Here is a 19651-nt window from a genome sequence, read left to right as displayed (position 1 = left end):
CGCGTCATGCCATCCGCTCTGCCTCACTCCTTCGGCATCAGTGCCTGCGCAAAATGTCTGGCCGGCGCAGGCAGGTCGGCAAAGCTATTGGCATACAGCTTGAGGCTGCGCTCTGCCCAGGCATCGGTCAGCGGCACCGCATGCAGAGCACGAGCCTCGCCCAGTCTCTGGTACGCGCCTTCGGGCATGACGCCTACACCCAGCCCGCATTCGATCATTCGGCACATGGCACTCAGGCTGTCGACCTCGATGCGCTGGCGCAACATTCGTCGGCCGGCGCGGGCTTCCTGATTGAGCACCTCCTGAACGATGCTGCTGTCGCGCAAACCGATCTGGGCATAGTCCAGTGCTTCTTCATAGGCCAGTTCCTGATGATGGGCCAGAGCGTGGTCATTGGGCATGATCAGTACCATGCGTTCATGCCGGTACGGCATGGACTCCAGGCCCTCGACTTCGTCGCTTGGACTGCAGACCCCCAGATCAGCCATGTGATCGCGCACGGCACGCGCTACCGAGCGACTGGTTGCCTGACGCAGATCGATGCGGATATCGGGATGATGCTTCACGAAGACAGCAATATCCTCGGGCAAGAACTGCTCCACGGCGGAGGCATTGGCACTGAGGCGCACCAGCCCACGTACGCCCCGCGCATATTCGCCAAGGTCGTCACGCAGGTGTTCGACACCCAGAAGAATCGTGCGCGCATGCGCGAGCAGCAACTCTCCGGCAGGAGTCGGGCGCACCCCGCGGGCATGGCGCAGCAGCAAGGGAGTGCGGGCCAGGGATTCCAGTTCGGCAACACGCTTGCTGACCGCCGAGGCGACCATGCCGCCCTGCTCGGCCGCCCGCGCAATACTGCCGTGCTCGCAGATCAGCACGAACAGATCCAGCGATGAAAGGTCTATCTGGCGCAGAAAGCTGCGCGGCGAAGTGAAGTCGGACATGGGGCGATGACAAGCAGGCGCACGGAAGCGCAGCCAGGGATTTCAAACAGGACGCAGCGGTCAACACCCAGATGCGCAGCTCAAGCCATCACGTTTTGGAACGGCTCGAGGAATTTTAGCCACTTCTTGCCGCAAGCCTGCCTACTTAACATGCCCACTTTGCCAACACACACGCTCATGCTTCTTTCCGCTTCCGACGCCCCACGCGTTGCCCGGGCCCTGGTCGGCCTCGGCGCTGTACGCATTGCTTCGCATCAACCGTTCATCTACACCTCGGGCTGGGCCAGCCCGGTCTATGTGGATGCCCAGGTCCTGATGTCCGATGTCGCTCTGCGCAGCGAAATCATGGACATCGCAGCCCGCTGCATGCGGGCACTGGTTGCAGCCCGCGGCATCAATGCCATCGTGGGAACCGAAAGCTCGGGCATTGCCTTTGCGGCATGGCTGGCCGAGCGACTTGAGCTGCCCATGCTCTATCTGCGCAAGCGTCCTGTCGGCTGGGACATCACGGCCCAGCTCGAAGGCCGCCTGCCTGCCGATGCCAAGGTCCTGCTGGTGGATGACGTCACCACAGACGGTCGCTCCAAGGCCGGGACGGTTGCCGCCCTGCGCCGCGCCGGTCCCGTGGTCGAGGACGTGCTGGTTCTGCTCGACTATGCGCTCTATGCCCCCCAAGCAGGCACCCTGGCCGATCACGCCTTGTCCCTGCATGCTCTGGCGACCTGGAATCAGCTGCATGAAGCGCTGCTTGCGAGCGGACAGCTCAGTGCCGAGCAAAAGGCCACGCTGGCGGACTTCTCGGCCTCGCCCGTGGACTGGTCCATCCGACACGGAGGTAGCGGAGCATGATGGCCTGCAACACCATGACGGATACCAGCGCACTCGCGCAAGCCCTGCTCTCTGAAATTCGCGATGCCACCCGCGACGGCCTTGGCGTCACCCGCGAAAGCTACGGCGAAGGCGAGACTGCTGCGCTGCGCATACTTGAGGAGCGGGCCGAAGATCTGGGCCTGAACCATGAATGGGATCGAGCCGGCAACCTGTGGTTGAGTCTGCCAGAGGAAAACCGGACGGAACCCTACGTCGTCGTTGGCTCGCATGCCGATTCCGTGCCGCAGGGCGGCAACTTCGACGGACTGGCAGGCATTGTCGCCGGCATGCTGATGCTGCTTCAGCTGCGCGGCCGCCACGAACAGGCTCCGCCACTGCGCGTTCTGGCCCTGCGCGGCGAGGAAAGCGCCTGGTACGGAAAGGCCTACCTCGGCTCTCTGTCCCTGCTGGGCAAGCTGCCCGCCGCCACATTGAAACGCCCTCACCGCGATGGCGCAGGCGTGCTGAGCGAAGCCATGTCGCGCTGCGGCGCCGATATCGACGCCATTCAACGCGCCGAGCCGCTGCTGGATCTCGCGAATGTATCTGCCTATCTGGAGTTGCACATCGAGCAGGGGCCGGTCATGGTCAATCGCGGCTGGCCGGTGGCCCTGGTCACAGGCATCCGCGGCAACGTCCGTCACAACCTGATCCGCTGCATCGGCGAAACCGGCCACTCGGGCGCCGTGCCGCGCTGGCTGCGCAAGGATGCATTGCTGGCGGTTGCCGAACTGCTGTCACGCATGGACGAACACTGGCGCGTGCTGCTGCAGATGGGCATGGACATGGTGATGACCACGGGCATCTGCTCCACCTCGGCGCAATCGCATGCTGTTTCCGTCATTCCCGGCGAAGTGGCCTTCAGCTTCGAGGTACGCAGCCAGGACACCCAGACGCTGGAGCGCTTCTACACCCTTATGCGCGAAGAGTGTCAGGCCATAGAGCGCGCCCGCGGCGTGCGTTTCGAGTTCGACGAGCGCCTGTTCACGGAGCCTGCCACCATGGATGCAAGCTGGCTGAACCGTCTGGAAGCAGCCGCTGAGCAAGGCATGAAACTGGAGCGCATGGCAAGCGGTGCCGGTCACGATGCGGCAGTGTTTGCCAATGCGGGAGTACCGTCGGCCATGGTCTTCATTCGCAACGAAAATGGCTCGCACAATCCGCATGAAGCCATGGACATCGGCGACTTCCTGGCAGGAGTGGATTTGTTGACTCGCGCGCTGATTGCCTGAACCCTGCCCGCTCTAGCCGGGCACTTCCGAGCGTATTGCAAGCCGGCAGCCATGATTGCGCTGCCGCCTGCTACCGGGACGCCAGTCTTGGTAGCCAGGCTGCCCCTCGCCCAAGCCAGGCTCGACTCAAGCGAGGGGGCATCGAGCTGTTCTCGATCTTTCAGATGACTGCCTTGAGCAGATTTTCCACATCCTCGTTCGATATGAATTTCTCGCTATTCGTCCAAGCGACAAATGCATCCGGACGAACCAGTATCAAGTCTGCCCCATAGCGCGCAAACTCATCCGTTTTTGCGGTTTCAACAATGGTCAGAGGCAGCTGCCTGGTGCCGGCAACATACCGAAACGTCTCAAGCGTTTGCGCAGGCATATCGGCTGCCAGCAGCGTGTAGCCCTCCCCCAAATGCTCGAATGCATTCCGGCCATCGTCGAGCGCGGCTGGAGCCAGGTGGTGACCGGCACGTGCGGTGAATATGTGTGAGCCCTTGGCGCTGCAATTGCCGATGGCCGACTCCCGAGCACTGCGCACAATTGGAGAGCCTTCATAGTTGGGCTCGAAAGCATGAACCTCACCTGCGGCCCCATTTGCCCGCTGACTCCAGGCTGCTTCAAAGGCGCTTCTATCCTTTTCTGGATCGAAGCTGGCCAGAAACTGGTGATCGGTCTCTATGGACTTGGCAATAAAGTCGTCAATGGTGGATCTGAATACAGGACGGCGCTCCTGGTCATAGGAGTCCAGCAGCTTTTCGCTGCCCCAGCCCTCCAGCACGGCTGCCAGCTTCCACCCGAGATTACGTGCATCTTCCAGGCCTGAGTTCACCCCATAGCCGCCATAGGGTGGATGGCTGTGCGCTGCATCCCCGGCGATAAAGACCCGGCCTGAGCGATAGCTGTCGGCAAGCATGAAGCGCAGATCCCAGAAGCCTATATGCTCGAACTCGACATCAAAAGATGCTCCGACAGCATCTTCCAGATAAGCCTGGAAGTCGAAGTTGTCTGCCGTGGTTCCCGGTGGCACTGGCGCATGGAAGAACCAGGTATTGCCCAGATCGACGCGGCCGAAGAATTTCCAGTAGCCCTTGAGTTCAGGCTGAAGCACGTTGTAGTAAGACTTGCCGGGAAAGCGCTCAAGCAACTTGTGCAGTCCCTGTGAGCGGAATACGAGCAGTACCATGAGGCGATCATGATCGGTCTTGGTCTGGCTGATGCCCGCTTGCTGCCGGACGCCAGAGCGTGCTCCATCACAGCCCACGACATAACTAGCCCGCAGCGTCTTGCTATCCGATCCGTTCTTTTCGGACACCGTGACGCTGACACCCTCGTCGTCCTGCCGCAAGCTATCGAAATTCCAGCCATAAAAGGTTTCAACAGAGGGCAGCTCGGCGGCTCTATCGCGCAGAACCGCTTCCGTGGCGTACTGAGGCAGGCGCTCGTTCGCCGTGAAGTAATAAGGCTTGACGAGATCGCGCTGAAGCCAGTCGTAAGAATAAGACCCCAGCAATGTGTTGTAGGCCGTCAGGCCTCCTATGCCGTATTCGGGCGGGATGGTACGAGCTGCGCGAAGCTCCTTTTCTGCACCCCAGGCGTGGAAATGCTCCATGGTGCGCTGGGTCAGGTTCTGCCCCTTGGGAATCGGTTGCGGCTTGGCGTAGCGCTCCACGACGATACAGCGGATACCACGCTGACCCAGCTCTATAGCCAGCCCCATGCCCACGGGGCCGCCGCCCACGATGATTACATCCGCATCCTTGTCTGGCGCTTGTGTCTGATTGATTTGCATATTCATTTGATCTTCTTGTTATGGCCGGCTTATTCGGCAGTAATGCCCTGGGTCTTGATGAGATTGCCCCAGCGCCTGGCATCGGCTTCGATCAAGGTTTGGAAAGCCTGGGGAGTGCTGTGCTGGGGTGTCATGCCCTGGGACTCAAATGCTTTGGCAACTTCAGGCTGAGCAAGAATGCTCTTCAGGGCTTCGTTGATGCTGCGCACAAACTCGGGAGACAGTCCCTTGGGCCCCAACAAGCCATACCACATGTCCACATTCATATCGCCCAGGTTCAGACTCCTCAGCGAGGGCGCCTGAGGCAGCAGCGGGGATTGCGTGTCTGAACTGATCGCAAGCGCGCGAAGCTTGCCTGCCTTGATGTGCTGCAAAGCAACGTGGATAGGAAGAAACATCAGATCAATCTGTCCGCCCAGCAAGTCGGTCAAGGCCGGGGCCGTGCCGCGATAGCTGACATGTGTGAGCGATATCCTGGCTTTGCTCTTGAGCAGCTCTGTTGCCAGGTGATGGGGGGTTCCGGCACCTGGCGAGCCATAGTTCAGCATGCCCGGATTTTTCTGTGCATAGCTGATGAGCTCCTTCAGATCCGTGATCCGGGATTGAGAGCCCGTGACCAGCACCAATTGACCTACGCTGGTCTGGCTGATGGCGCTGAGATCGCGAACCGGGCTATATCCCATCTTCGGATATAGCTCGGTATTCATCACCAATGTGTTCACGGTGACAAGCAAAGTCGTTCCGTCGGGAGTGGACCGGACCACCTCCAGGGTACCGATGTTGCCCGAGGCCCCAGGCTTGTTGTCCACGATGAAGGGACGCTGAAAGCGCTCCGAGAGCTTGGGACCGATGACTCGAGCAATCAGATCGATACCTGTGCCTGGTGTGAATGGCACAACCAGCCGCACAGGAGCCTGCGTATTCGCGAATGCCGAAAGCCCGAGGGGGGCCGTCGTGGCTGTGGCAGCCAGGGTAATAAGTGCCTTGCGACGGCTGAGGGCCAAGCCTCCTATTGAAGGTGTAAGCATGGTGTCTCCTTGTGTTTTGTGCTGCAATTGCACCGCGTCCATTGATTTGAATCAAACGGGAATTTTTGGTGAATTCATCAGTAAAGCTGATTAATGTCGGGAGCCGTCAACTGCAGGCGTTTCTCGAGATATGCAGGTGCGGCAGCTTTGCGGCAGCGGCAGAGCGCATTCATCTGTCTCCTTCAGGAGTCAGCATGCTGGTCAAGGAGCTTGAGCGCCAATTGGGGGTCAGGCTCTTCGAGCGAACCACACGTGCAGTGGCATTGACCGACGCAGGCCGGCTGCTGCAGCCCTATGCCGAGAGAGTGGTGACGGAACTGCGGCAACTGGGTGTCGCGTTACAAGGCAGCACCTTGGCCTCTCGGTCAACCCTGACCATTGCCGCGACGCCTGTGATCGCGACCTGTCTTTTACCGAAGGTCGTGGCTGAATTTGCACGCAAACATCCCGAGGTGCGAATCCAGGTCATGGATGGCAGCCTCGATTCCGTTCGGCAAGCCGTTCTTGAAGGACATGCCAACATGGGCATGGCATTTTTTGTGAAGCCTGCGGCTGGCCTTCTCAGAGAATCGGTGTGCAGATTCCGGCTCATGAGCATCAGCCCAGGAGAGAGGCGGCGCAACACACATGTCCAGAACCGAACATGGAAATCTCTGGATGGCCTACCCATGATTGCTTTGCCGATGTCAAACCCGATTCAGGCCTTGATTGACAAGCATCTTCCCAGCGTCAAGGCAAGCCAGGAAGAGCGGGCAGAAATGAATTTTCTGGGCACCATGATTGCCATGGTGGAAGCGGGCCTGGGTAACGCGGTCGTACCCTCCTTCATGATGGAGGAATGCCAGCAGCACGGCTTGAACATAGCGATGCTGACCGAACCAGCCGTTCACCTCAATATGTACGTCGCGCTACGGAGAGGCGCAGATCGACAGCTTGCCGAGACTCAATTCATAGAAGCCTTGAAAATGCATATTGCCATGTCAGATGACCTGGCTTGACGCCCCTCCTCTGGATCCATCCGTCCTCGCATATGGCCTGAAAACTCGAACCCTGGCGCCTCGTGCAACTCTCACGCCAGTTCGAAATTTCGGACCAAGCCTCTCGCAATAGCTGCTATCGATAGAGGCAGTCATCGATCGGCAGCAACTTGATGACGGTTTTCAGCCCTCGCGGAACATTTGCATCACCCCATCTATTTGCGCCATCCGCTTTAGATCTGTGGAACGCCTAGATTGCTGTTGACGTGGCGCTGTTGGAAAAACGTGGTCATGATTGCTGGGTATCATTTCATTGGCACCTCTTTCGAGACATGTGGCTTGCTCCGCAAGCTCATGCCATCACACACCGCCAGGGCCTTGAACTCCGGTTCAAGACGGTCACATTCGCTTGACTTCATCTTTCGTGCTATCTCCAGAACGCCAGGGATTCATCCTTACTCGCAATTGGCGAGACACACCGGCGGGCGTCGAGCTTGAGTATTGGCTGGCTACCGATAGCGGCCCCCTGAAGGTTCTCCTGACTGCTCAGAAATCTGTGGCTTTCGTCGAGGCCCGGCACAGAGAAGCGGTAGAAGCGCAACTCCCGCCCCTGGCTGGAGCGGAATTGCGGGAACTGGGACTGAAGAGTTTTCAGCAAGAGCCCGTCTTGGGTATCTATGCCAGGAGTTTTCGTCAATTACGGCGACTTGCACGCACTCTCCAGCAACTAGGCATTCCCCTTCTGGAAGCCGATGTTCGACCACATGAGCGTTACTTGATGGAGCGCTTCATCACGGCGGGCGTCACGCTGCAAGGCGGGCGGACAGAACATGCGACGCTGGTGAACTGCAAGCTTGTTCCTGCGCCCGATTTCCGGCCGGTTCTGAAGGTCGTGTCATTGGACATCGAGACCAGTCAGCACCAAGATCTGTATTCGATCGCACTGGACGGCATGGTGGAGCGCGTCGTTTTCATGCTGGGTGAGGCTCCTGCCAAACCCGTAAGAACGCCTGGTTTCGAGCTGATTCATTGCTCAACACGCAAAGCCATGATTGACAGGCTCAACGACTGGTTTGCACGCAATGATCCGGACGTCATCATTGGATGGAATGTCATTCAGTTCGACCTGCGTGTGCTGCAGAAAACTGCAGACGAATGTGCAACACCGCTACTCCTTGGGCGTGAGCGCAAGCCCATTGCATGGCGAACCCATCCCGGCAAACAAGGCTATCTGTTTGCTCCCATGCCAGGACGAGTTGTCGTTGACGGGATTGAAGCGCTCAGGGCCGCGGTCTGGAGCTTCCCGTCCTTCAGCCTCGAGAACGTCGCGCAGGAGCTTCTGGGCGAAGGCAAGGACATCGGAGACGAATACGACAAGATGGCGGAAATCGAGCGGCGCTACCAGCTAGACAAGCCCGCTCTTGCAGCCTACAACATACGCGACTGCGAGCTGGTTCTACGAATCTTCGAAAAGGCGAAGCTGCTGCAGTTTGCGATGGAGCGCGCCCACACCACGGGCCTGCAGCTCGACCAGTTCGGTGGCTCCATTGCTGCATTCAGCCATCACTATTTGCCACGCATGCACCGCATGGGATATGTCGCGCCCAACGTGGGCGATGTTCAAGGAAAGTCCTCCCCCGGCGGCTATGTCATGGACTCCAAGCCTGGCTTCTACGACTCCGTCGTGGTTCTGGACTACAAGAGTCTCTATCCATCAATCATCCGCACCTTCCTCGTCGACCCCGTGGGTTTGGTAGAAGGTCGACATGCCAGCTCTTCTGAGCTTTTGATCAGAGGCCCAAGGGGCACGCTCTTTTCTCGCGAGAAGCACTGTCTCCCGGAAATCGTGACCACCCTCTGGCAGGCCCGAGATGAGGCCAAACGCACCAGGAACGAGCCACTGTCGCAAGCGCTCAAGCTGGTGATGAACTCATTCGCTGGGGTGCTAGGCGCGTCGGAATGCAGATTCTTCAATCCAGATCTGATTTCAGCCATTACCTTACGTGGCCACGAAATGGTGAAGCTCACAAGGGATCTGGTCGAAGAGCGCGGATACGAAGTTATTTATGGAGACACGGACTCCATCTTTATTTGGCTCAAGCGGCCCCATACCACCGAAGAGGCATATGCCGTGGCTGCCAAGCTGGCCCGGGACATCAACGCGTGGTGGATTCAAACCCTGCATCAAGAGCAAGGCCTGAAGAGCTTTCTCGAGATCGAGTTCGACACGTACTACAAGAAGTTCTTCATGCCCACCATCCGCGGCTCGGACATCGGCAGCAAGAAGCGCTATGCCGGCTTGAGTGTAGATGCCGCCGGAAACGAATCGATGATCTACCGCGGCCTTGAAATGGCACGCAGCGACTGGACGCTGCTGGCTCGGCAGTTCCAGGAGGGCTTGCTCTCGCGAGTCTTCCAAGGTGCCCCCTATCGCGAGTTCGTCATCGAGTACGCCCATTCGACACTGGCGGGCAAGAAGGATGATCTGCTCATCTATCGCAAACGCCTGCGACATCGCCTGGATGCCTACGTGGCCAACGTGCCACCACAGGTCCGTGCCGCTCGCATTGCCGACGAGTACAACGATCGCGTGGGGCGCCCCAGGCAGTACCAGAACGGCGGCTGGATCCAATACGTCATGACCAAGAATGGCCCTGAGCCTTTGGAAATCCGCCGCTCACGCATCGATTACGAGCACTATCTGGCGAAACAGATCAAGCCGATTGCCGACTCGATCTTGATCCCTCTCGGAGAGGATTTCGTCACTCTGACATCCTCTCAGCAGGAGCTTTTCTAGCGATCCAGGCTCATGCTCTCACGCTTTCTGGAAAGGCAGCTCGCGTGGTGTATGGCCGCTCAGCTTGGCGATGGCGTTGGCAAAAGCAGGTGCCAATGGCGGCACACCCGGCTCACCCATACCCGTGGGCGCATCGGCACTCGGCACGATATGCACGGAGATCGCGGGCATATCGGTTAAGCGGGCCACGGTGTAATCATTGAAGTTACCCTGCTCCACCTGTCCATCCTTGAAGGTGATCGCAGCCCCAGGCAAGCACATGCCAAGGCCCATCAGGGCACCACCCTGCACCTGAGCCTCGACACTCCGAGGGTTCACCGCCAGATTGCAATGCACGCCAGCTGTAACCGCATGCAGCTTGGGAGCACCATCCTTCATCGATGCCTCGACCACATAGGCAACCACCGAGTCGAAAGACTGGTGCACAGCCACTCCCCAGGCTCTGCCCTCGGCCAGTTGGCGCTTTCCGTAGCCCGACTTTTCGACTGCCAGCTGCAACGCGGCCTTGTGACGCGGATGCCTGTCGCCAAACTGCTGCAGCCTGTATGCGACAGGATCTTGCTTTACAGCTCGGGCAATTTCATCCATCAAGGTCTCCATCACATAAGCGGTGTGCGTAGAGCCCACGCTGCGCCACCAGAGAACCGGCGCATTGAGCTCGGGGTGATGCACCGAGAGTCGCATCGGCAGGTCGTACGGCTCTTTCATTCCTTCAACCGTAGTGGTGTCCACTCCGTTCTTGACCATGAAGCCCTCAAACGCCGTGCCTTTGGCAAGCGACTGGCCTACGATCACATGGTCCCAGGCGATCACCTTTCCCTTGTCGTCAAAACCTATTTCGGCGCGATGCACATGCATGGGTCGGTAATAGCCCCCTTTGACATCGTCCTCGCGGCTCCAGATCATGCGCACCGGTGCCTCAATACCAGATGTTCTGGCGGCCTTGGCAATCTCGCAGGCTTCGGCCACGTAGTCACTGCGCGGGTTGGCGCGGCGGCCGAAACCGCCCCCTGCCATCTGAACATTGACTCGGACATTCTGCGGTGCCACGCCAAGCACGCGCGCAGCCGTTGCAACTTCCCAGCCCGGGGCCTGCGTGCCCAACCAAAGCTCAACCTTGGCGTCCTTACCAGCACCTGTCACACGCACCGTGCAGTTCAGCGGCTCCATCGGCGTATGGGCAAGGTAGGGGAAGACATATTCGGCACTGATTTTGTGAACAGCACCGCTCAATGCCGAAACATCGGCATCGAACTTGAGTGCGCCCGGCTTCCTGGCCAATTCACGATACTGCGCCAGTTGCCGAGCCGAATCGACTTTGCCAACCGCCGCGCTGTCCCACTGGATTTTCAGGGCATCGCGACCCTGCTTGGCTGGCCAGTAACCATCGGCCAGCACCGCAACCAGCTCGCCCCCCCACACGCTGGGCACACGAAGCACTGCACGCACACCCTTGATGGCTTTGGCTGCCGCATCGTCCACCGATTGAATCTTGCTTCCATACACCGGCGGATGCGCCACAACCGCGGTCAACATACCCGGCAGATGCATGTCGATGCCGTAGGACTGTCTGCCGCTGGACTTGGCGCGTGCATCGAGCCGTCCCGTGGCATGACCGATGATGCGAAAGTCTTTGACGTCCTTGAGCTTCACCTGCTGCGGAACAGGCATCTTCATGGCCTCATCCGCCAATTCGCCGTACCCCAGCTTCTTGCCCCTAGGCCCGATCACCTGCCCTGCCTGAGTGCGCAGGGACTGCGGGTCTACACCCCAGCGCTTGGCAGCCGTGGCCAGCAGCATGGAGCGGGTTCGCGCCCCCAGTTCACGATACTGGACATACGAGTTCTTGATGGCAGTGGAGCCGCCCGTGAGATGCATTCCCATGACCGGATCCAGATATGCGGGATCGGCATTGCCGTGCGCGCTCTGCACCTTGGACCAATCGGCGTCCAGCTCTTCGGCCAGCACCATGGGCAGGCCGGTTTGCACGCCTTGGCCGAACTCCAGACGGTTGATGGTGATCGTCACCGCTCCATCGCGGTCAATCTTCACAAAAGCCGATGGCTGCTGGTAAGGCTTGAGTGCGCTTGTAGAAACCTCTTCGTTACCCTTCGCTTGTGCAGACACAGCCGCGGGAAATACACCCAGCGCGAAACCCGAGGCCGTCGCCAGCTTGAGGAAATCGCGCCGCTCGAGCTTTAGGCCTGCATCTATGGAGTCAGCCGCCAGCGCACGCAGACCTTTGGGCAGATCGGCAAAAAGATGGTTGGGAATAGGCATGGGATGTGCTCCTTCTTTTAGGCCGACAGGTTTTTGGCAGCATCGTGGATGGCTGCACGAATGCGTGTATAGGTTCCGCAGCGGCAGATATTGCCCGCCATGGCTGCATCGATATCCGCATCGCTGGGCTGGCGATTGCTTTTGAGCAGCGCGGTCGCACTCATGATTTGCCCACTTTGGCAATAGCCGCATTGCGCCACATCGTTGCGAACCCACGCATCCTCGACAGCCTTGCCCACCTTGTCTGCGGCCTGCGCTTCGATGGTGTCGATTTTTTGCCCTTGCGCCGCCGATATGGGCGTAATGCAAGAACGGATGGCCTGGCCATTCAGATGCACAGTGCATGCCCCGCACATGGCCATGCCGCAACCGAATTTGGTCCCTGTCATACCCAGTGTGTCACGCAGGGTCCAGAGGATGGGCGTTGAAGGATCCACATCAGCCGATGCGGGCTTGCCGTTGAGAGTGAATTTGACAGGCATGGGGGGCTTTCTTGTTTGCTTTTCGACACGGAGACTGCTGCAGGCACCTGGGCAGCGCGTGAAGCAGAGGCAGTGTGCGCCAGGCAATGCAAAAGAAAAAGTCAAGCAGACTATTTAAGTTATTAAGTTTTACTTAAAAATAGAGGACATGAAGCCCGAAATACTCGCCTATCTGGCTGCCTTTGAGCAGGTAGCTCAGCATCGCAGTCTGACCTACGCCGCCCACGCCATCGGGGTCACGCCGGCCGCCCTGTCCCAGACGATCAAGAAGCTGGAAACCCGTCTGGATGTACGCCTGTTCGATCGAACAACGCGCAGCCTCAACCTGACAGAAGCCGGAAGAATTTATCTGGAACGCATTTCCCCGGCTCTCACCAACCTGCGCGAAGCGACCGAGGATCTGCAGCTCCAAGCTGGCGTCGAAGGCGGCACGCTGCGCCTCACCATCTCTCATCCTGCTGGCCAGGTGCTCGTCGAGCCCATGCTCGCCGAGTTCTTTGCAATGCATCCGCACATTCACGTCGAGCTGGTCTATGACGACGGCTTTGTGGACATCGTGCGAGAAGGATTTGACGTCGGCATACGCAATGGCGAGTCGCTGGAGGGCGATATGGTTGCCGTGCCACTCACACAGGATCTGACCATGTGTTTCGGTGCATCTCCTGCTTACCTCAGGACACACGGCACACCCGAGCACCCCGACGAGCTGGAGCAGCACCTATGCATCAACTACCGCATGAGCAGCAGCGGCGCACTCTACAAGTGGGAATTCAATATCGACGGCAAACTAAGCGAGCGCTCCGTGAGCGGGCCACTGACAGTCAACCATAGCGACACGGCCATGCGCGCAGCCCTTGATGGCATTGGCGTGATTACCGGCTGGCGTGAATCCATGACCGACGCATTCAACACAGGCCAGTTGATTGAAGTGCTGAAACCGTATTGGGCAAGCTTCCCGGGCTTTTATGCTTATTACCCACACCGCACACACCTGCCTCTCAAGACCCGGATATTTCTTGATTTTCTGGTCCAGCATGTGCAGAGCAATGGCTTGTCCGAAACAGCCCGCGGGCAAATGAGGCCCTGACCGTGGCTGCTTCTGATGTCTTTCTTGATCAGCGACTTCCCGTCATTTATTCCTTTAAGCCTCATGTCCCATCGCCGGATATTCTTCAAAGGACGGAAATCCCCCTGCCGTAGCTTGGCAACGATGGTTGCTGCTCAGGTCCGCATCGCGAGCTACCGTCAACGCCAGGTTTCTGGCCAGCAGGAGAGCATAAATGTCAGCTCCAGCCCGATGATTTGCTTGAGGTCCGCCATCAGGGCTCTGGAACAAGCGCAGCAGACTCCATGCTGCCGTTCAAACCGAGCAAGAGCAGATCCTGCGCGACGATTTCTACATCCAATGATCTAGTTAAGTTTGAGCCCCAAAAGAATTCATGGGGTCAATATAAAAAACCGTCTCTCTCAAAGAAGCTTCGGTAGCTCTGATCTTCAGCTTGCAAAAATGCTTTGAATTGCTTGTAGTCCTTGTATGCAACCTCAAAGCCTGTATTTTCTAGTTGATCCACAAAGCCCGTGTCTTTGATCACGTTATTGATCTCGGCGGATAGAAATAGAGCCAGTTCGGAGGACGCTCCCTTGGGAAGAAAGATTCCTTGCCAGTATTCAAAGCTGACGCCCTGGAGCCCCCTCTCCTGAAACGTAGGAATATCGGAGAAACGCTTAGACCTGTAGGCCGATGCAATGCCCACTGCGTGCATCTTTTGGCTTTGCAGATGGGGGGCTATGGGAGCAAGCCCCGCAAAGAGCAGGTCCACTTGTTTGCCCATCAGGCTTGCAGTTGCGGAAGCAGCTCCCCCGTATGGAACATGCAATAGCTCCACACCCAGGGCTTTGCCCAAGCTCTCTCCCACCAAATGCTGCAAGCTGCCAATTCCTGAGGAGGCGAAACTCAGGCCGCTGGCATTTTTTTGTGCTGCAGTTGCGATATCACTCAGTTGATGTATTGCGGAGTCGCCACGCGTGGCAAGAACAATAGGAGCAGAGGAAATTTTGGCCACCGGCACCATGTCAGCGACTTCGCCCGACCCCTGGCTTCTGGTGTAAATGGGATTGATGAAGATCTCGGCAGGCGACGCCAAGAGCAACGTATTTCCATCAGGCCTGGATTTCGCAACATAGTTCGCGGCAATGGCTCCACCTGCCCCCACTCTGTTTTCCACATAGACGGAACGCTGCAATCGCGCTGAGAGCTGGGTTGCAAACGCGCGCGCCAAGGTATCCATAGCACCACCGGCTTCGAATCCGACAACGATTTTGACGGGTTGGCGAGACGCAGCCTTGTCGGCACAGGCTGCACTCATTAGCAGCCCGCAAAGCAGGCAAGCTCGAATTAGCGTCGCAGCAAAGTTCATCTATCGGAGAACAGAGAGGTTTTGAGTGCTCGCACCCAGGGCATTCAGGGCGGGAGGCAATGCTGTGCGAAAGCTTGAAATCAGCGGTAATCTGCCGAGCAGGCATAAAAATGAGGGTTACTCAAATCTCGCTTGCCGTAGCTCAGAACATCTCCATTGAGCGCATGAATCTGGCCGCCTGCCGCGGCCAGCACCGCATGACCCGCAGCGATATCCCACTCCATGGTGCGCCCCAAGCGTGGATAAAGGTCAGCCTCTCCCTCTGCGATCAGACAAATCTTGAGCGATGAGCCTGCACTTTTGAGTGACCGCACCAAGCGCCCATTGAGAAACTGATCAAGCGCATCGGCATCGCCGTGTGAACGACTGGCCACCACATCAAGGCCATCCTCCGGGATGCTTCTGCATTCGATGGCTTGGCGCTTTCCCTGCACCTCCAGCAATGCGCCAAGTCCTATGGCTCCCGCGTACATGCGATCCAGCGCTGGAGCGAAAACGACACCCAGCACAGGGGTTCCATTTTCGATCAGCGCGATATTGACTGTGAACTCGCCATTGCGGTTGATGAATTCCTTGGTCCCGTCAAGAGGATCAACCAGCCAGAAGCATTGCCCCATCTCAGGCACATATCCCGCTGCAGCCGCCTCCTCGGAGACGACGGGAAACTGCGACTGCAAGGCGCCCAGACGCTCAAGAATCAGGCGCTCGGCCTTTTCGTCGGCTTCAGTCACGGGCGATGCATCCTGCTTGCCGCGTACCTCAAAGTCGCAGCGGTAGATCTTCATGATTAAAGCACCCGCTTCACGGGTGATGGCCATTACGTCTTCAAGCAGTGCGCTTCGAGTCTGAGTCACAAAAATCTCCTGTTTTGTTATTCATGTGGTCCGTTTGGCCTATGCGCCGATCAGAGGACAGGCCGACAGTAAATGCGTCCGGATCTTCGCGAATAAGCGAGTGAATGTTTAACAGGAATGCGCATGGCTGTTGGTAAGAAACTCAGTGTCCAGGAAATCAATCCACTGCGAATTCAAGCCGTGAAATTGCGGCTTGAAGGCAAAACGCTCAAAGAGGTCGGCAAGGCGACCGGCCTGTCCACACCAACCATCATTGCCGCCCACAAAGCCTGGCTGGAAGGGGGATGGAGCGCTGTCCTTGTGCGCGAGCGAGGCCGCAAACCTGGCGAAGGCCGCTCCTTGTCGGCCATACAGGAGCAGGACATCTATGTGCAACTGGTCAGCACCCAGCCCGCCGACCATGGCCTGCCGTTTTTGCTGTGGCAGCTGGAAGCCATGCAGCAGCTGATCTTGCAGCGCCAGCAGCTTGACTTGCCCGAGCGTACCAACGCCCAGTACCTGCAGCGCTGGAACCTGAATGCCGACCGCCCTGCAAAGCGCATGAAGCAGGCATCCAGCAATGTGCAGCGCTGGTATGCCACCACTTATCTGGATATTTGCGAGCAGGCCCGAAAAGAGAGCGCCAGCATTGTCTGGATCGATGATTTTGGCGCCCATAACAACTGCCCCGGACGCCTGAGGCATGGCATCTTGCGTGCCGTCAACAACCGCGGCAAGGTGTATTGGCAACCGTATGAAGGCAGCCTGTGCGCTGCACATCTGGAAGATTTTTTTGATCGCCTCAGGTGCTCCAGCGAGGGCAAGATCTTTGCCCTGCTTGCCGCCATGCAGTGGCAACGCGCAGCCACCTTTTCATCGCTTGCCAGCGACAGCCACGACCGGCTGCGCCTGTTTCATCTGCCTGCTGCCACAGAGATGCTCAGCCAGTCGAACGAATTGGCCAGCCGCATCTTGAAGACTGCGCAAGACGTATCGCTGGTACCGAAGAACACCTATGCCAGAACCCCAACGTCAACGAAGCTGGACCCTATGGCGAGCATGGCGCAGCAACTTCTAAAACATCAATTCGCGCAAAGATTTGATTTAACGGACTCCTACAGTTGGCAGCACCCAAAACAAAAAACCAAGGAGAAATCTGTGGTGCTGACTCATTTGCAAAGGCTGGAAGCCGAAAGCATTCAGGCCATGCGCGAGGTTGTTGCCGAGGCAGAAAACCCCGTCATGCTCTACTCCATCGGCAAGGACAGTGCGGTCATGCTGCATCTGGCGATGAAGGCCTTCTACCCCGCCAAGCCGCCCTTCCCTTTGCTGCATGTGGACACGACCTGGAAGTTTCAGGACATGTACCGCTTTCGTGATCAGATGGCAGCCAAGCTGGGTATGGACCTGCTGGTCCACATCAACCCAGAAGGTCTTGAAATGGGCATCAGCCCGTTCAAGCATGGCTCGCAAATTCATACCGACGTCATGAAAACCGAGGGCCTGAAGCAAGCTCTCGACAAGTATGGCTTCGACGCCGCCTTTGGTGGCGCGCGCCGCGATGAAGAGAAGTCTCGCGCCAAGGAGCGCATCTTTTCCTTCCGCTCGGACCAGCACCGCTGGGATCCCAAGAACCAGCGTCCGGAACTCTGGCATCTGTACAACACACGCAAGAACAAAGGCGAATCAATCCGAGTGTTCCCGCTGTCCAACTGGACCGAGCTGGATATCTGGCAATACATCTATCTCGAGAACATCCCCATCGTTCCACTCTATTTTTCAGCGCCTCGCCCAGTGGTGGAGCGAGACGGCACGCTGCTGATGGTCGATGACGAGCGCATGCCGCTCAAGAGTGGCGAAGTTCCCATGATGCGCAATGTTCGCTTTCGCACCCTGGGCTGCTACCCCCTGACGGGTGCCGTCGAATCCGACGCCAATAGCTTGCCCAAGATCATTCAGGAAATGCTGCTGACCCGTACTTCGGAACGACAGGGCCGGATGATCGACCACGACTCGGCCGCATCCATGGAAAAGAAGAAGCAAGAGGGGTATTTCTGATGTCACATGTATCCGCACTCATCTCTGAAGATATCGAGAAATACCTGAAGGCGCACGAGCAGAAAAGCCTGCTGCGCTTCATCACCTGCGGCAGCGTGGATGACGGCAAGAGCACGCTGATCGGACGCTTGCTGTACGAATCCAAGATGCTGTTTGAGGACCAGATGGAAGCACTGGTCGCGGACTCCAAGAAAGTCGGCACGCAAGGCGGCGAGCTGGACTTCGCGCTGCTCGTCGATGGTCTGGCCGCAGAGCGCGAGCAAGGCATCACCATCGATGTGGCCTACCGCTTCTTCTCGACCGACCAGCGCAAGTTCATCGTGGCCGACACGCCCGGCCATGAGCAGTACACCCGCAATATGGTCACTGGTGCCTCCACCGCCGATGTGGCCGTGGTGATGATCGATGCGCGCCGCGGTGTGCTGACTCAATCCAGGCGCCATAGCTATCTGGCATCGCTGATCGGCATCCGCAAAATCGTGCTGGCCGTCAACAAGATGGACTTGATGGGCTACTCCGAAAAGATCTTCAACGACATCGTGGCCGACTACCGCGAATTCGCCAAGAAGATCAATCTGGAAGACATCACGGCCATCCCCATGTCGGCCTTGCGTGGTGACAACATCACCGAGCAGAGCGAGCACATGCCCTGGTACCGCGGCACCACGCTCATGGGCTATCTGGAGACGGTGGAAATCGACGAAGCCCGCCAGCAAAAGCTGCCGTTTCGCATGCCTGTGCAATGGGTCAATCGCCCCAACCTCGACTTCCGCGGCTTTGCGGGCTGCATTGCCAGCGGCCAGATTCACCCCGGAGACAGCGTCCGCATCCTGCCTAGCGGGCGCGTGACCAAGGTTGCGCGCATCGTCACCCAGGACGGAGATCTGCAGCAGGCGGTTGCTGGCCAGTCCGTTACCATGACCTTGGCCGACGAGGTGGACTGCAGCCGGGGCGATGTGATTGCGGTTGCGGATGCACCTTCCGATGTGGCCGATCAGTTCCAGGTCACGCTCATCTGGATGCACGAGCAGCCCATGCTCGGCGGCCGGCCCTATCTGATGAAGATCGGCGGCAAGACGATTCCCGTCACCTTCGCCGCCCCCAAGTACAAGATCAATGTCAACACGCTGGAGCATCTGGCCGCCAAGGAACTGGCGCTCAATGAAATCGGCGTCTGCAATCTGTCCAGCAGCCAGCCTATCGCTTTCGATTCCTATAAGGACAATCGCGAAACAGGCAGCTTCATCCTGATCGATCGCCTGAGCAACGCCACGGTGGGCGCGGGTCTGATCGACTTTTCGCTGCGTCGCTCGCAGAACATTCATATGCAGCATGTGAATGTGAACCAGGAAGCGCGTGCCGAACGCCTGCATCAAAAACCGGCCCTGCTATGGTTTACCGGTCTGTCGGGCGCTGGCAAATCCACCATTGCCAATCTGCTAGAAACCCGTTTGCATGCGCGTGGCCGGCATACCTATCTGCTCGACGGCGACAACGTGCGCCACGGCCTCAATCGCGACCTTGGCTTCACCGATGCAGACCGCGTGGAAAACATTCGTCGCGTCGCTGAAGTGGGCAAGCTGTTTGTGGACGCCGGGCTGATTGCCATCACCGCCTTCATCTCGCCATTCCAGGCAGAACGCGAAATGGCGCGCAAGCTGGTGAAGGATGGCGAGTTCCTCGAAGTATTCATCGACACACCGCTTTCCGTTGCCGAAGAGCGTGACCCCAAGGGCCTCTACAAGAAAGTGCGCCGTGGCGAGCTGAAGAACTTCACGGGGATCGACTCACCGTTTGAAGTGCCGGAGTCTCCGGACATTCATATCTCCACCCCCACGATGACTGCGCAAGAGGCGGTGGACAAGATCATCGCCGAACTGGTGGCCCGCGAAATCATCGCCGCGGAAGACTAAAGCAACTGGATGAACTGTGGCGTTGCCAGCCTTTGCAACG

The 19651-nt window shown here is 58.2% G+C and carries 15 protein-coding genes; 7 read left to right on the top strand and 8 right to left on the bottom strand.

From position 1 onward, the window contains the following. Nucleotides 1–23 precede the first annotated feature (23 nt). The gene (locus ACWGXF_RS10805) at nucleotides 24–944 is read right to left on the bottom strand and encodes a LysR family transcriptional regulator (protein WP_003070090.1); all 921 of its coding nucleotides are present in this window, start codon (nucleotides 942–944) and stop codon (nucleotides 24–26) included. Nucleotides 945–1121: 177 nt separating this feature from the next. Between ACWGXF_RS10805 and ACWGXF_RS10800 the strand changes: the two genes are divergently transcribed. Continuing rightward, nucleotides 1122–1793 carry an orotate phosphoribosyltransferase gene (locus ACWGXF_RS10800; protein ID WP_039048605.1) on the top strand — a complete coding sequence of 224 codons (672 nt, stop codon included), beginning with the start codon at nucleotides 1122–1124 and terminating at the stop codon, nucleotides 1791–1793. Next, a complete protein-coding gene (locus tag ACWGXF_RS10795) occupies nucleotides 1790–3046 on the top strand; it encodes a Zn-dependent hydrolase (RefSeq protein ID WP_054075255.1) in 1257 nt (418 codons plus the stop codon). The genes ACWGXF_RS10800 and ACWGXF_RS10795 overlap by 4 nt, the downstream gene beginning before the upstream one ends. A gap of 160 nt (nucleotides 3047–3206) precedes the next feature. On the opposite strand, the gene ACWGXF_RS10790 is transcribed toward ACWGXF_RS10795, so the two are convergent. Both ACWGXF_RS10790 and ACWGXF_RS10785 read right to left on the bottom strand, forming a co-directional pair. Beyond that, nucleotides 3207–4832: an FAD-dependent monooxygenase gene (locus ACWGXF_RS10790; RefSeq protein WP_054075254.1), complete on the bottom strand. Its 1626-nt coding sequence runs from the start codon at nucleotides 4830–4832 to the stop codon at nucleotides 3207–3209. Nucleotides 4833–4855: 23 nt separating this feature from the next. Next, nucleotides 4856–5854, bottom strand: a complete 999-nt coding sequence (locus ACWGXF_RS10785) for a tripartite tricarboxylate transporter substrate binding protein (RefSeq protein WP_054075289.1) — start codon at nucleotides 5852–5854, stop codon at nucleotides 4856–4858. A 68-nt stretch (nucleotides 5855–5922) separates the two neighbouring features. Here ACWGXF_RS10785 and ACWGXF_RS10780 point away from each other — a divergent pair, with 68 nt between their 5' ends. Further along, on the top strand, nucleotides 5923–6852 hold the full coding sequence (locus tag ACWGXF_RS10780; RefSeq protein ID WP_081007773.1) for a LysR family transcriptional regulator: 930 nt from the start codon (nucleotides 5923–5925) through the stop codon (nucleotides 6850–6852). A gap of 388 nt (nucleotides 6853–7240) precedes the next feature. After that, entirely contained in the window at nucleotides 7241–9628 is a 2388-nt protein-coding gene (locus ACWGXF_RS10775; RefSeq protein ID WP_370466574.1) for a DNA polymerase II, read from the top strand. Between the two features lie 18 nt (nucleotides 9629–9646). On the opposite strand, the gene ACWGXF_RS10770 is transcribed toward ACWGXF_RS10775, so the two are convergent. Further along, the gene (locus tag ACWGXF_RS10770; protein ID WP_256630309.1) at nucleotides 9647–11908 is read right to left on the bottom strand and encodes a xanthine dehydrogenase family protein molybdopterin-binding subunit; all 2262 of its coding nucleotides are present in this window, start codon (nucleotides 11906–11908) and stop codon (nucleotides 9647–9649) included. Between the two features lie 17 nt (nucleotides 11909–11925). Beyond that, nucleotides 11926–12390: a (2Fe-2S)-binding protein gene (locus ACWGXF_RS10765; RefSeq protein ID WP_003070120.1), complete on the bottom strand. Its 465-nt coding sequence runs from the start codon at nucleotides 12388–12390 to the stop codon at nucleotides 11926–11928. Nucleotides 12391–12538: 148 nt separating this feature from the next. Between ACWGXF_RS10765 and ACWGXF_RS10760 the strand changes: the two genes are divergently transcribed. Continuing rightward, nucleotides 12539–13477: a LysR family transcriptional regulator gene (locus tag ACWGXF_RS10760; protein ID WP_256630308.1), complete on the top strand. Its 939-nt coding sequence runs from the start codon at nucleotides 12539–12541 to the stop codon at nucleotides 13475–13477. A 358-nt stretch (nucleotides 13478–13835) separates the two neighbouring features. Here the strand turns inward: ACWGXF_RS10760 and ACWGXF_RS10755 are convergent, their stop codons facing one another. The 3 genes from ACWGXF_RS10755 to ACWGXF_RS10745 all read right to left on the bottom strand — a co-directional run bounded on the left by ACWGXF_RS10755 (nucleotide 13836) and on the right by ACWGXF_RS10745 (nucleotide 16318). After that, a complete protein-coding gene (locus ACWGXF_RS10755) occupies nucleotides 13836–14807 on the bottom strand; it encodes a Bug family tripartite tricarboxylate transporter substrate binding protein (protein WP_452101897.1) in 972 nt (323 codons plus the stop codon). A gap of 80 nt (nucleotides 14808–14887) precedes the next feature. Then, nucleotides 14888–15661 carry a 3'(2'),5'-bisphosphate nucleotidase CysQ gene (gene cysQ, locus ACWGXF_RS10750; protein WP_256630306.1) on the bottom strand — a complete coding sequence of 258 codons (774 nt, stop codon included), beginning with the start codon at nucleotides 15659–15661 and terminating at the stop codon, nucleotides 14888–14890. Between the two features lie 108 nt (nucleotides 15662–15769). Then, complete coding sequence (locus ACWGXF_RS10745; RefSeq protein WP_256630305.1) at nucleotides 15770–16318, bottom strand: hypothetical protein; 549 nt, start codon at nucleotides 16316–16318, stop codon at nucleotides 15770–15772. On the opposite strand from ACWGXF_RS10745, the gene cysD reads away from it, so the two are divergent. After that, nucleotides 16202–17698 carry a sulfate adenylyltransferase subunit CysD gene (gene cysD, locus ACWGXF_RS10740; protein WP_440588474.1) on the top strand — a complete coding sequence of 499 codons (1497 nt, stop codon included), beginning with the start codon at nucleotides 16202–16204 and terminating at the stop codon, nucleotides 17696–17698. The genes ACWGXF_RS10745 and cysD overlap by 117 nt on opposite strands. Beyond that, nucleotides 17698–19611, top strand: coding sequence for a sulfate adenylyltransferase subunit CysN (gene cysN / locus ACWGXF_RS10735; protein WP_256630304.1), 1914 nt, complete (start codon nucleotides 17698–17700; stop codon nucleotides 19609–19611). The genes cysD and cysN overlap by 1 nt, the downstream gene beginning before the upstream one ends. Nucleotides 19612–19651 lie beyond the last annotated feature (40 nt).

It is taken from the genome of Comamonas sp. HJ-2, assembly GCF_053615495.1.
The sequence above is the reverse complement of the archived record's forward strand: the minus strand, read 5'-3'. Positions and strand labels throughout refer to the sequence as shown.